The 14282-nt window shown below is 59.1% G+C and carries 8 protein-coding genes; 1 reads left to right on the top strand and 7 read right to left on the bottom strand.

What is annotated here, in order from left to right; genetic code table 11:
- Window positions 1–61: 61 nt before the first annotated feature.
- The 5 genes from J4E00_RS09390 to J4E00_RS09370 form a co-directional block, all read right to left on the bottom strand.
- Window positions 62–682 carry a chemotaxis protein CheC gene (locus J4E00_RS09390; RefSeq protein WP_208174876.1) on the bottom strand — a complete coding sequence of 207 codons (621 nt, stop codon included), beginning with the start codon at window positions 680–682 and terminating at the stop codon, window positions 62–64.
- A 67-nt stretch (window positions 683–749) separates the two neighbouring features.
- Entirely contained in the window at window positions 750–2390 is a 1641-nt protein-coding gene (locus tag J4E00_RS09385; RefSeq protein ID WP_208174875.1) for a chemotaxis protein CheA, read from the bottom strand.
- 105 nt (window positions 2391–2495) lie between these two features.
- Window positions 2496–2879 carry a response regulator gene (locus J4E00_RS09380; protein WP_208174874.1) on the bottom strand — a complete coding sequence of 128 codons (384 nt, stop codon included), beginning with the start codon at window positions 2877–2879 and terminating at the stop codon, window positions 2496–2498.
- Window positions 2880–2947: 68 nt separating this feature from the next.
- Window positions 2948–3478 (bottom strand): chemotaxis protein CheW, encoded by a 531-nt coding sequence (locus J4E00_RS09375; RefSeq protein ID WP_236049645.1) that lies wholly within the window; start codon window positions 3476–3478, stop codon window positions 2948–2950.
- Between the two features lie 58 nt (window positions 3479–3536).
- Window positions 3537–7940 (bottom strand): HAMP domain-containing protein, encoded by a 4404-nt coding sequence (locus J4E00_RS09370; protein WP_236049644.1) that lies wholly within the window; start codon window positions 7938–7940, stop codon window positions 3537–3539.
- A 276-nt stretch (window positions 7941–8216) separates the two neighbouring features.
- On the opposite strand from J4E00_RS09370, the gene topA reads away from it, so the two are divergent.
- Window positions 8217–10706 carry a type I DNA topoisomerase gene (topA, locus tag J4E00_RS09365; protein WP_208174873.1) on the top strand — a complete coding sequence of 830 codons (2490 nt, stop codon included), beginning with the start codon at window positions 8217–8219 and terminating at the stop codon, window positions 10704–10706.
- 162 nt (window positions 10707–10868) lie between these two features.
- Here the strand turns inward: topA and J4E00_RS09360 are convergent, their stop codons facing one another.
- A complete protein-coding gene (locus J4E00_RS09360) occupies window positions 10869–13085 on the bottom strand; it encodes a hypothetical protein (RefSeq protein ID WP_208174872.1) in 2217 nt (738 codons plus the stop codon).
- A 7-nt stretch (window positions 13086–13092) separates the two neighbouring features.
- Window positions 13093–14223, bottom strand: a complete 1131-nt coding sequence (locus J4E00_RS09355) for a FecR family protein (protein ID WP_208174871.1) — start codon at window positions 14221–14223, stop codon at window positions 13093–13095.
- Between the last annotated feature and the right edge of the window lie 59 nt (window positions 14224–14282).

Here is a 14282-nt window from a genome sequence, read left to right as displayed (position 1 = left end):
TTCGGCAAGCTCAGCATGACGTGCTGATTACATCAGGTTAGAAATAGCGGAGGGGTGATTTTCAGGCCGACATCTGGCTGCCGAGGAAGTCGTAGCTGCGAATGATGTCCAGAATTTTCACGAACGTTACCCGGTCGAAAAACAGCATCAAGGGCAGTTCAACAGTATTGTCGCGGTCAGAGAACTGCGTGATAACGGAGAAGATGAGCGGCTGTAGCTGCTGAGCAGGCAGCAGATTTTGCATGTTTTCGGCGATGTCGCCTCGCGGGGCAATGGGCGGGGCACCGTAGATGTTGGCCTTGAGGATATTGGCCAGCTGCGTGACCAGAGCACCGGTAATGATGTTGCTGATTTCGAGCAGCAACGATTCCTGCAACTCGTTCACTTCCAGCGTTTCGGTGGTCTGCATGCGCAGGCATACGCGCGAGAGCCGCTGCACGTGCTGCCCAGAGAAAAACATGAGCGTTGTACCGTTGAAATCACCCCGAATATCGGATTGGATGGCGACGTGCCGGGACTGGTACTCGCGCACTTTACGCAGGATGTCGTCGCTTACCAACAGGTCGATGTTCGGCACTTCCAGCAGAACACGCTCTTGGGCAATCACGGCAAATGAATCGGCGGCACGAGCCAGACCAATATTCAAAATCTCGCGGATTATATCACGCTCTAAATCGGTCATCGATAAATCCATAACGTCAAATATAGGGAAAGTGCAGCTGCGAGGACTGGGGTGAAAGAAAGGAAAGTTACGGGCGTTTGGTAATGAAAAGGCGGGTAAGTGCCGGTACGTCAAGTACCAGACACACCTGCCCACTGCCCAGCAGGGTGACCCCACCAAACAAGTCGATGGTATCGAGTGGCTTGCTCAGGGGTTTGATGACAATGTTTTGCTGCCGAATGAAGCGGTCGACGACTAGGCCCAGGCGGCGGTTGTTGTAATTGACAACCAGTACCTGCTGGGCGCCCTGCACATCGTTGCGGGTAGCAAGCGGCAGCGGCTCATCGCCTTCATCGTTCAGCAGCAGTTGCAACGGTACCAGCGGCACTGGCTGCCCTTGGAAGTGGGTGAGTAACACGCCACCCACTACCGAAATTTGCTCGGGCTGTAGGGCCAGCACAGTATCGGTGTGCATCAGGGGCACAGCGTAGGGCCGCTCCTCCACTTCAATGAGTAGAGCACCTTTTACAGCAATCGAAGTAGGCAGCACCAGGGTGAAAGTGGTTCCTGCCCCCAATTCGGACTCCACGCGCAGTTGGCCACCCAAGGAATCCAAGGCCAGTTTCACCACATCCAGGCCCACGCCCCGGCCAGAAATATCAGTAATTTTGGAAGCCATCGAAAAGCCAGGCTCAAACAAGAAGGCCCATACGGCCTGCTCGTCAAGCGTGGCTGCAATATTGGCGGTCGTCAGGCCACGCTCTACGGCTTTGCGGCGCACGGCTTCGGTATCGATGCCCCGACCGTCATCGCGCACCTGGATAAGTACATCGTCGCGCTCTGTCATGGCTGACAGCGTGAGATGCCCCACCAAAGGCTTACCAGCCTGCTGGCGTTGGGCCTTTGTTTCGAGGCCATGACTGACGGCATTTCGCACCAAGTGGAGCAAGGCATCGGTGATGATTTGCAGAATGTTGCGGTCGATTTGAACATCTTGGCCGCTCAGTATCAATTCAACTTCCTTGTCCTCAGCGGAGGCCACATCGCGCACCACGCGAGGAAATTTATTCAATAATACGCCCACGCCTACTAGACGGGCATCCATCACGCTGTACTGCAGGTCGTCGGAAATTCGGAACAGATGCTGGGCCGTTGCGAGCAGCGCCGGGTTGTCAAGCTCCTGCGCCAGGGTCATAATCCGGTCACGGTCAATGACCAGTTCGCCCACCAGATTCAGGAGATTGTCAAGCTTTTTAACCTGGATATAAACCAGGTCCGAAAGCTCCATCTTCTTGCCTGCCTCTTCATCGGTTTCCGCAACCTCGTCTTCTTCAAAAACGGGCTCTTCGCCGCGTACCAGCCGGTCTAGATTTTCAATGAGGGCCTGGGCATCGGGTAAGGGCTGGTTGGCACCAATGGCCCGAATCATGGCCCCCATAGCATCGACGCCCGCAAAGACTACGCGCGTCAGCGCCCCGCTAAAGGTGCGCTGCTGGTCCCGAATCAAACCAAACAGCGTTTCAAGGTGATGCGCCATCTCGCCAAGGTCCGTAAAGCCCATGGCGCGGGCATTGGCCTTGAGGTTGTGCATCAACCGAAACAGCTCATTCAGCGCGGGGCCGGCGCTGGGGTTACGCTCCAGCTCGCTCAGATGCCGGCTCATGGAGTCGTAATACTCCAAGGCCTCAGCCATGAACATCTCCCGGTATTCCTGGTCGCGCGTTTTCATTGGCCAGAATCAGAGAAGTTCATCATTCTACTGCCCGGCGCACACGTCTGTGCCCCACCCATGGCGGCGGGTTGCGTTACTGCGACGAGGCGTTGTCGAATCACGTTAGGCGGTTTGTTCTGCGTCGTTTTGCAGGGCAGCGCCCACAATTTCCAAGACTTTCTCTTCGGAGAAAGGCTTTACGATATAGGCAAGGGCGCCGTTCTCAATAGCTTCGTTCACAATGACTTCCTGCCCAACTGCACTGCACATCACCACCTTAGCAGTGGGCTGCACCTGGCGCAGGCTTTTAAGAACATCGAGGCCCGTATTGTCGGGCAGAATTACGTCGAGGGTAATCAAGTCGGGCGATGTCGAAGTGGCCATTTCCACAGCTTGGGCGCCGTTGGCTGCCTCGCCCACTACCTCGTAGCCGGCATCGGTGAGCATGTTCTTGAGCATCGTCCGCATGTAAAAGGAGTCGTCGACGATGAGTATGCGCTTATTCATGGAGTTGGGAAATTTGATTCGATAAGTAACTGACTTGGCGGTCAGGCACGAGTTGTACGGTTGTGCGGCTACTTAGATGCCGTTTTGCCCGGCAGCCGCATCACCTCGCTTGGGGTCAGGAGCTTGCGCATGTCCAATACGATGATGATGTTCCCATCGGGGAGCTTTGCAATGCCTTCCAGGTATTTGTCGCGGGCACCAGTGTCCTGCACAAACTCCGGCGCCGGTTCAATCTGGCTGAGGGGTAGCGTGAGCGGCCGGGGCACCTCACGCACCACAAGGCCCAGGGTGTAATCAGCCGCTTCTACTGCCACGGTGTAGCTACGCTCGGGCAGCTCGCGGCCAGCTGGTCGTAGCCGAAAACGCTCTTCCAGGTCCAGAATGGCAATAATATCGCCGCGCAGGTTGGCAATGCCCTTGATAAAGGGCGGTGTTTTGGGCATGCGGGCCACTTCAGGCGTCACTGTCACCTCCTTCACCTGCTCAATGCGAATCCCGTAGTCTTCATCGCCCAGCCGAAAAACAATCAGCTGCACCATCTCAACGGGCTTGGCGCGCTCGGCTTTGGACGACGAAGCCGCCAATTCAATATCGGCCATCTAGTTTATTAAGGCTTAATGCGTTATCAATTTAGTTCATTCACCCAGAATTGAATGACTACTTGCTCTTAGCTTTCGGTTTAGGGGCAGGTTCTTTGACTGCTTGACCATTGGCGGCGGCTTTACCCGGGTTGGCCTTGGCAGCAGATTTGGCCTTTGCCAACCGGGAGGCGGGCGACGAAGCCGCTTCAGCTTCGGCCGTAACCCGGGCAACTCGCTCCGCCCTAGGAGTCATCGCGGGCGCGGCTTCATTTGCAGGCCGGCGACGTCCTCCCCTTTCCGAATGTCCATTTTCGGCAACGGCAGCAGCTTCGGCCCGGCCATTGCTTGGGCGACGGGTACCATTGCTTTGGACTTGCGCGGGCGTAGGCTCGTAGTCGCGACGGGCGCTGATGCGACGGCGAATGGGTTCGGGTTCCGGCTCGGGCTCGTAGGTATAAGTGCTGAGCTGGAAGGTTTCGAGGCCGGCCTGAAGGTCGTCGGCAATGTCGGTGAGGCGTTGCGAACTGGTGGTCAGCTCCTGCATGGCAGTGGAAAGTTGCTTGGCCGTGCCGGCCACTTGCTGGGTGCCGGTTGCCGTTTGCTCGGCAATGGCTACTACTTCTTCCACGTACTTCACCACGTCGCCGATGGACGTTTTCTGCACCTCCGTTGCCGTGAGAATGTCGCGCGAGGTTCGGAGCGTTTCGCCGGAACTGGTGGCAATGTTCTTAAAGGCCGAGCTGGCTTCGAACGTTGCGTTCTTGCCCTTGAGTACCCGACCTTCCATGGTCGAAATAGCGGTTGCAGCCGAGGTGGTATCCTTTTTCACGTCCTCAACCAGCGTCGCAATTTCATTGGCCGACTTGCGGGAGCCTTCGGCCAGCTTCCGGATTTCTTCGGCTACTACGGCAAAACCGCGGCCGGCTTCCCCGGCGCGGGCCGCTTCGATGGCGGCGTTCAGGGCCAGCAGGTTGGTTTGCGAGGCAATATCGGTAATCACACCCAGCGACTTGCTGATTTCCTGCGAGCGGGTGCTCAGTACTTCGATGGTGCGCGAGGTTTGCGACGAAGCGCTGGAGATTTCCTCCATGTTTTTCACCACTTCCGCTACTGTTTTCAGACCTAGCTGCGAGGTTTGCTCAGCCAGAATTGCCGCTTTGTTCACCACATCGGCCTTGTTGGCCGTTTCCTTCGTGGCTTGCATGATTTCTTCAATCAGCTTGAAGGCTTGGTCCGTTTTCAAGGCTTGGTTCTGAGCACCTTCAGCCATCTGCTGCATGGCCAACGCCACGTCGACAGTTACCCGGCTCATTTCCTGGCCTTTGCCAGCCATTTCTTCCGAAGAAGTTCCCACAATCTGCGATGAGTCGTTGATTTCACCAAGCAGCTCGTTCAGGTTTTCAACGGCTAGGTTAAGGGCGTTCGACATGGCGAGAATATCACCCGTAGTCGGTACTTCCACGCGCTGGGTCAGGTCGCCTTCAGAGATGGCACGCACCACCCGGCTCACTTCAAGCACCGGCGAGGCAATGCTTTCAATCAGCGCGTTGAGCGTATCCACCAGTTCTTTCCACGAGCCCGATACGCCACCTACCGTGGCACGCTCGGTGAGTTTGCCCTCCACCCCGGCCACTTTGGCCACGCGGCTTACTTCGGAAGCGAGGCGGTTCAGGTCATCCACCATTCGGTTGATGGTGTCGGCCAGCTCGGCTACTTCGCCTTTGGCTTCGAGGGTCAGCTTTTGGGTAAGGTCACCTTTCGATACGGCCGTTACTACTTTCACAATGCCTCGCACCTGCGTGGTGAGGTTGCTGGCCATGTAGTTTACGTTGTCGGTCAGGTCTTTCCACACACCGGCCACACTGGGCACACTGGCCTGGCCGCCGAGCTTGCCCTCAGTGCCTACTTCCTGGGCCACGCGGGTTACCTCGCCGGCAAACAGGTTGAGCGAGTCCACCATCTGGTTCAGGTTGTCCTTCAGGTCCAGCAACTCGCCGTTGACGTTTACCGAAACCTTCTGGCTCAAGTCGCCGCGCGATACGGCGGTGGCCACGTTGGCAATGTCCCGTACCTGACTCGTCAGGTTGCTGGCCATCGTGTTCACGTTGTCCGTCAGGTCCTTCCAGGTGCCGCGTACGTTGGGCACTTTGGCCTGGCCACCGAGTTTGCCTTCGGTGCCTACTTCACGGGCCACCCGGGTTACCTCGTCACCGAAGATATTGAGTGAGTCCACCATTTCGTTGAGGTTTTCCTTCAACTGCAGGAGCTCACCGCGCACGTTTACCGTGATTTTTTGGCTCAGGTCGCCTTTGGCTACGGCCGTAGCCACATTGGCAATGTCCCGCATCTGCGAAGTCAGGTTGCTGGCCATCGTGTTCACGTTGTCCGTCAAGTCTTTCCAGGTGCCGCTCACTTTGGGCACGTTGGCCTGGCCACCCAGGATGCCTTCGGTTCCTACCTCGCGGGCCACCCGGGTTACTTCACCAGCGAAGATGTTGAGTGAGTCCACCATCTGGTTCAGGTTGTCCTTTAGGTCGAGCAGTTCGCCTTTGACATCTACTGTTACCTTCTGGCTCAGGTCGCCTTTCGATACGGCGGTGGCCACGTTGGCAATGTCCCGCACCTGACTCGTCAGGTTTGAGGCCATCGTGTTCACGTTGTCCGTCAGCTCCTTCCAGGTGCCGCCTACGCGGGGCACCACCGCCTGGCCGCCGAGCTTGCCTTCGGTTCCTACTTCGCGGGCCACCCGGGTCACCTCGTCACCGAAGATGTTAAGCGAGTCCACCATCTGGTTGAGGATGTTTTTCAACTCCAGGATTTCGCCCTTCACGTTCACCGTCATCTTCTGACTCAAGTCGCCGCGGGCTACTGCGGTGGCCACGTTGGCAATGTCCCGCACCTGCGAGGTTAGAGCCGCAGCCATGTCATTTACGTTGTCGGTCAGCGCTTTCCACACACCAGCTACGTTGGGCACGGAAGCCTGGCCGCCGAGCTTGCCTTCGGTGCCTACCTCTTGCGCCACGCGGGTTACTTCGCCAGCGAAGAGGTTGAGCGAGTCCACCATCTGGTTCAGGTTCTGCTTGAGTTGCAAGAACTCCCCTTTTACATCGACGGTAACCGTCTGCGTCAGGTCGCCTTTGGCTACGGCCGTAGCCACGTTGGCAATGTCCCGTACCTGGCTCGTCAGGTTGCTGGCCATGTAATTCACGTTATCCGTCAGGTCTTTCCACACACCAGCTACGTTGGGCACCACGGCTTGTCCACCCAATCGGCCTTCGGTGCCTACTTCCTGGGCCACGCGGGTTACCTCGCCGGCGAAGAGGTTGAGCGAGTCCACCATCTGGTTCAGGTTCTGCTTGAGTTGCAGCAACTCGCCCTTTACGTCCACCGTTACCTTCTGGCTCAGGTCGCCTTTGGCTACGGCCGTAGCCACGTTGGCAATGTCCCGTACCTGACTCGTCAGGTTGCTGGCCATGTAATTCACGTTATCCGTCAGGTCCTTCCAGATACCCGCCACGTTGGGCACGCTGGCCTGACCGCCGAGGCGCCCCTCAGTTCCTACTTCCTGGGCCACGCGGGTTACCTCGCCGGCGAAGAGGTTGAGCGAGTCCACCATCTGGTTCAGGTTCTGCTTGAGTTGCAGCAACTCGCCCTTTACGTCCACCGTTACCTTCTGGCTCAGGTCGCCTTTGGCTACGGCCGTAGCCACGTTGGCAATGTCCCGTACCTGACTCGTCAGGTTGCTGGCCATGTAATTCACGTTATCCGTCAGGTCCTTCCACACGCCGGCCACGTTGGGCACGCTGGCCTGACCGCCGAGTTTGCCTTCGGTGCCTACTTCCTGGGCCACGCGGGTTACCTCGCCGGCGAAGATGTTGAGGTTGTCAATGGTTTTGTTGATGGTTTCGGCCATCACTTTGAAGTCGCCCGAGACAGGAATCTGGAAGCTTTCGTCCAGATTACCCCGGCTGATATTTTTCAACACCTTGCCCACTTCCAGTACCGGAACTGCGATGCTGTCCACGAGGCCGTTGATGTTGTTCACCATGTCGCGCCAGAAGCCGGCGGCACCGTCGGCCGAGGCTCGCGCCTTAAGGTTACCCTCAACCCCCGCTACTTTCGAGATGCGCGACACCTCGCCGCCTACCCCTGCAATCATGTCCACCATCGAGTTGTAAGCCTCGGCGATTTCGGCGAAAATATCGTCGTTCTGCTTGGTGAGGCGCACCGATACGTCGCCTTTTTTAAAGGCATCGAGGGCGAAGAGTACGCGGTTTAGCTGGTCGTTGACGTAGCCGGGGTCCTGCGTATCAATCGAGCCACGCGAGCCGCCGCGTTTACGGGTCAGGTCGTTGTTAGTCCGCACCACGTCGAGGGCCGAAACGGCGCCGGCATCCGGCATTCCGCCGTTATTTTCATCCGACGTAGCCACTTCGGAGGTCCGGCGGGGCTTAGATTGCGGAGTCTTGGGGGAAGCCATATAGTATAGGTATCAGAATCGGATGAAAGGAAGAAAATTGGGAAGGCGAAAGTACGCGGCTTAACCATGAATAAGCAAAGGTACGTTCCTTCATTTCGCAATGAACCGGAGGGGGTGTTTTCCGCGTTCATGCAGTCCCTTCACGGCTAGATTATTGCTCGATGCACTTTTGCTAGGATTTATCCGGCATCTTTGCGGCCAATTTTAACATTTCGCGACGCCCGGCCGTTTCATTATCACTTCCCTTTCCGTTTGTCGTCACCCTTACCCGCCCACATGGTCAAGAATTTAGTAATCGTCGAGTCGCCAGCCAAGGCCAAAACCATTGAAGGCTACCTCGGCCAAGATTTTGTGGTGCGCTCCAGCTACGGCCACGTCCGCGACCTACCTAAGGACAATAATGCCATCGATATTGCCAACGGTTTTAAGCCCACTTACGTGGTGTCGGCGGATAAACGGGAGCTTATCGCGCAGCTGAAAAAACTTTCCAAGGAAGCCGAAACCGTCTGGTTGGCGAGTGACGATGACCGCGAAGGCGAAGCCATCAGCTGGCACTTGGCCGAAACCCTGAACCTGCCTGACACCAAAACCAAGCGCATCGTATTCCGCGAAATTACCAAGAACGCCATTCTGGGTGCCATCGCCAACCCGCGCGTGGTGAACCAGGACCTGGTGAATGCCCAGCAAGCCCGCCGCGTGCTCGACCGCCTTGTGGGCTTTGAGCTGAGCCCGGTGCTCTGGAAAAAGGTAAAACCGGGTCTTTCCGCCGGCCGTGTGCAGAGTGTAGCCGTGCGCCTGGTAGTGGAACGCGAACGTGAGGTGGCCAGCTTCCTAAGCGCCAGCGCCTACCGTGTCGTAGCCCGCTTCGATGCTGGCCGCGGAGCGGTGCTGGAAGCCGAACTGCCCACCCGCTACAAGACCCGCGCCGAGGCCGAAGCATTTTTGCAGCGTTGCGTCGGGGCTTCGTATCAGATTGAAAGCCTGGATAAAAAGCCCGGCAAGCGCAGCCCGGCCGCTCCGTTCACCACGTCTACACTGCAGCAGGAAGCCTCGCGCAAGCTGGGTTACTCAGTGGCGCAAACGATGAGCGTAGCTCAGAAACTGTACGAAGCTGGTAAAATCAGCTACATGCGGACGGATTCAGTGAACCTCTCGGCGGAGGCGCTGGCGGGGGCGCAGGCTGCCATCACGGCGGCTTACGGAGCCGAATACCACCACCACCGCACGTTTAAAACCAAGTCGGCCTCGGCCCAGGAGGCGCACGAAGCCATTCGACCGACCGATTTCAGCGCCGTGAAAGCGGGCTCGGATGCATCGGAACAACGGCTTTATGACCTCATTCGCAAGCGGGCCATGGCTTCGCAAATGGCGGAAGCGGTAATTGAGCGCACCACGGCGGTTATCGGCATCAGCACGCAGCCGGGTGTAACACTGTCGGCGACGGGCGAAGTGATTACGTTTGAGGGCTTCCTAAAAGTGTATGCGGAGAGCAAGGACGACGAGGATGAGGACGACGCCAAAGACGGCGAATCGAGCTTCTCGCGCGGCCTGCCGCCGCTGAGCGTGGGCCAGGCCCTGCCCTTGCAGCGGCTGAGTGCCACGGAGCGGTTTTCGGCACCACCAGCCCGCTATACGGAGGCTTCGCTAGTGAAGAAATTGGAGGAAATGGGCATCGGCCGGCCTTCGACCTATGCGCCTACCATCAGTACGGTGCAGAAGCGTGGCTACGTGGAAAAAGATACCCGTGAGGGCAAGGAGCGCAAGTTCAACGTGCTGACGCTGGAAGACAACGCGGTGAAAACCGAAGTGAAGACGGAGAGCTACGGCGCGGAGAAAGCCAAGCTGTTCCCGACCGATACGGCTATGGTGGTGAACGACTTCCTGGTGGCTCACTTCCCGGTGATTGTGGACTTTCAGTTCACGGCCAAGGTAGAGGATGAGTTCGACCAAATTGCCAACGGCCACGAGAACTGGACGCAGATGCTGACTGGCTTCTACGACAAGTTCCATGCGACCATTGAGGCCGGACAGGACATCGAGCGCAACACGCTGGGCAGCACCCGCGAAATTGGGGTACACCCCGAAACCGGCGAGAAAATTACCGCCCGCCTGGGCCGCTATGGCCCCTATGTGGCGCTGGGCGACACGACCGACCCGGAGGTAAAACCGGCTTATGCTAACTTGCGCAAAGGCCAGTTTATCGAAAGCATCACGCTGGAAGAAGCACTGGATTTGTTCAAACTGCCACGCATTGTGGGCCAGTTTGAGGAGAAGGATATGACGGCCAATCTCGGTCGCTTTGGCCCCTATATCCGCCACGATAGCAAATTCTACTCCCTCACCAAGGAGCAGGACCCGCACACCATCACGGCCGAGGAAGGTGTGGCCCTGATTGAGAACAAGCGCAAAACCGATGCCGAGAGACTCATCAAGTCCTTTCCTGAGAATCCCGACATTCAGGTGCTGAATGGCCGCTTCGGCCCCTACATCGTGGCAGGTAAGAAGAACGTGAAAATTCCGAAAGGCGAAGAGCCGACAGAACTCACCTTGGAACGCTGCATCGAACTAGCCGATGCTACGCCGGATAAACCGGCCAAAGGCGGCCGTTTTGGCAAGAAAGCGGCACCAGCAGCAAAGGAGGAGAAAGTAGACACGCCAGCCAAAAAAGCTGCGGCGAAAAAGCCTGCTGCTAAAAAGGCAACCACTGCCAAGAAACCCGCCGCGAAAAAGCCTGCGGCGAAAGCGAAAGCTGCTACCAAAGCTTAGGTAGCTGGCAGACAAATGGAAAGGGCCGTTGATAGAGCATGTGCTTTATCAACGGCCCTTTCCATTTGTCTGCCAAAGCGGTTTAATTAGTGCCGCACGAGAGATGCCTCGGCTACGCTCGGCATGACGGGTTATTCGTTACGATTACTGTTGCTTGACTCCTTAAAACCGCAGCCCGATTTGCAGGCCGGGCCACATGCGCGTGCGCGACTGCTCACCGGTCGCATTGATGAGTAGCAGCTGATTGGCGCCAAAGTCCCAGTTGGGCTGGCCTTCGTTGCTCCAGGCAATGGCCAGGTTGAGGGTGGGCGACACCACGAGCTGCAAATGGCCGTTGCGCTCAATTTGCCAGGCCACGGCCGGGCGCAGCTGGGAGAGCAGGCGCTGGTCGGTTTGGACGCCGGCGGCCTCGGCAGTACCGGCCAGGGTCCACTGGATGGCGTCGAGGCTAAAGGTGAAACGGCCGTGAGGCTGGCCCACGGTGCCAAAGCCGAAGCCTCCGGCCCACTGCACGCGGCTACCGAAGGGCTCAGCAGCGACCCCGAGAATGGTGTAATAGCGACGCACTCCCAACTTGACCACGGCATTGAGCGGCAAAGACTCACTTGACCATACTTCGCCCTGCAAGTAGCCATGACGCACAATATTGATGAACCCAAGCGGGATGCCATCCACCGAATCGGCGATGTTGACCAGACCAAACTGCACGCCCCGCACGTGCCGGGCTACGTTTACCAGGCCAAACTGTACGCCCTTTACCTGGTGGGCCAGATTTACAAGGGTAGCCGTTTGCAGGCCCTGCACATCGGTGCCGGTAACATTGGCCAGCCCAGCAAACTGAAACAACGGCCCCGGAGCGCTGACGGAGGGCGCAGCCGGCAGCCGGCCCAGCGCATCGGTGGACAGCAGGCGGGGCAGGCCCAACCAGCGCCGTACGCGGGTGGGTTGGTCGGGGCGAGTGCGCGCGTGGGCCGCTCCCCCTACCACGTTGACAATGCCCGCCAGCTGAATGCCCCGGGCGTCATCGCGGCAGATGTTCACCGCCCCGGCCCCCTGGAGGCCACTCACCGAACCACCGATGATGTTGGCCATTCCGGCCAGCTGCACCCCACGCACGGCAGTACCCACCACATTGGCCAGCCCGCTTGCCTGCAAGCCCCGCACTGAATCGCGCACCACGTTCAGCAGGCTACCCAGTTCCACAGCCCGCACGCCGCCGGCGTAGCCCGCCAGCATGTTTACGGAGAGAAGGTTATTGGCGCGGGCATTGGCCAGCAAGTTGGTACTGAGCGGGTAAACCAAACTCAGTTGGGCCAGTCGGTTGGTGAGCAACGAAGGGGCCGCTGATGGTGCAAGCGGTACTGGAGTCAACTCCGCGATGCTGGGTACGCGGCTGGGTATGCTCGCGGCCCGTACCTCCCGCACTGGTAGCAGAGGGACTTCTCCGCTCCGGCCTAGTCGCCCGGAGCTTGAACTGGCGCTGGAGCTTGAAGCCGGTTTCGCAGTAGTTTTGGAAGCAGCTGTTGCCGCCATTGCTGCGTTATCGTCACGGCCAGTCGCCACTTTGGATGTGGCGACGTGAAGACTCCGCCCTCGCTTCGCGGCTTTGCTACCCTGCTCGTTGAAATGCCCTCGGATTGCCAGTGGCTTGGAAGTGGCAGATAAGGCCGTTAGTTTCCCAACATCAGCAGTAGTGACCTGTAAGTGCTCCGCAGCCTCTGCCGGTGTAGGAAAGGCGCGGCTATGCTGTCCGGAGGCATTTCGCACCGACTTCACCCCACCCCTACTTCCGTTTCGCTCCTGGCCTGTGGCTTGCTGAACGGGCAGTTGGAGTGCTGGCCCGGCTGGCAGGTCCTTTTCCGACTTGGTATTGCCGGGAACCGCACCGGCTACTTTTTCTTGCAGAGAAGTTGAACGGGGAGAAACGGGCTTGGCTACTGGGGTAATGCCGGAGCTTGCACCCGCAGCTAGGGTTTCGGCTGCAGCCGCAGTTTCACGGCCGTTTACGTTTGTAATGCCGGGCGGGGGTGCCTGTCGGGCGGGCCAGAGCACCAGCTGCCCGTTCAGCAAGCCATAGGTTACGTGCTGGGCGCCCAGCACCTCGCTCAGCACGGTGCGCAGGGGCCGGGGTGGCCCGGCAGGCACGTATATCCGGCGCGAGGTGGCCAGCCGGGTGCTGCTGTACGAGATGGGCACCTTGCTTTGGCGCGAAGCTTCGGCCAGCACCTGCGCAAGCGTGACCCAGCCAGCCGGCAGGCGCACCAGCTGGTTGAGCGGCGGCGCAGCCGCGGGCTGAGCCGTCGCCGGACGGCTCCACAGGCCTCCTGCCAGGGCCAGGCAATATGGCCCAATGCGGGCCCAATGGCGGCGCGGTCGCATCAGCTTATTAATTGACAGTCGGATTGGTGGCCGGATTGGGAGCAGCCGAGCAACCATTGCCGCTCAACGTATACTGCCCCGGACCGGTAGCCTGCAACGCGGCACCGGTTGCTACCTGCAGCACGGCCAGCACCTGCGCGGGCTGCGGATGCGCAAACGTGCCCGTGAACCGGCACTGCTGCAAGCCAGCACCGCTTAGAGAGAGCTGGGTTCCGAAAGTAGCCCGGAGCGCCTGCGCTACCTGGAGCACGGGTGCATCCACGAAGCGCAGGGTATCGGTTTGCCAGGCGCGGAAGTTGGCATTAGGCGCGGGCACAGCGCGCAGAGCGGCAGGTACGCGGCCGGGGGCATCGGTGGCGTGCAGAGCGGCACGGGTGTGGGCCGTCAGCAGCACGCTGTCGGGGGTGCTGAGGCGGGCCAGCCACACGCGGCCATGGATCACGCTGACTTCCACCGAGTCTTCGGCGGCGTAGGCCCGCACATTGAAGGCCGTGCCCACTACGCGCAGCTGGGCCGTGGTTGTATTCACCAGAAATGGCCGGCCCGCAGCGGGCTGCACTTCAAAGTAAGCCTCCCCGGTAAGCTGTACCTGGCGCGGCTGGGTCACGCTTACACTACTATAGCGCAGCTGTGAATGGGCATTCAGCCACACCCGGCTGCTATCGGGCAGGCGCACGAGCTGGCGCTGGGCGACGCTGGCGTAGCTGGCGGACGCCTCTTTTTTAGTCCCGAAGAAAGGGCCAGTTGTGAGTGCATACGCCGCACCGGCTACCAGCACCACCCCGGCAGCCAGCTTTAGCGCGGAACTCCAGCGGGAAGTGGTGGCGGGCCACATCGGACGCACCACGGCTTCGGAAGCAGCGGCTGGTTTCGGGGGAGCGGCGGGGGCCGTCATCAGTGGCTGGAAACGACGCCAGGCGGCTTCCACATCCTGGGCCGAGAACAGCAGCGGCGCGGGCGCAACCTCTCCCGCCCGCTCCCAGGCCCGGGTCACGGTAGCCAGGATTTTCAGGTGCTGTGGGTCGGCGCGCAGCCAGTTGTGTAACTCGGCCTGGTCGGTTGGGGTGGTTTCGGCCGCCAGGTGCCGGGCCAGTAATGCCCACGGCGCGTCGTCCGGGTCGGGGTAGCGTTGGGGCATATATTACTGATTAGGAATGAAGAATTAGGAATGAACAATTGGATAGAACGACAAACTTC

It is taken from the genome of Hymenobacter negativus, from assembly GCF_017571495.1.
Taxonomy (GTDB): domain Bacteria; phylum Bacteroidota; class Bacteroidia; order Cytophagales; family Hymenobacteraceae; genus Hymenobacter; species Hymenobacter negativus.
The sequence above is the reverse complement of the archived record's forward strand: the minus strand, read 5'-3'. Positions and strand labels throughout refer to the sequence as shown.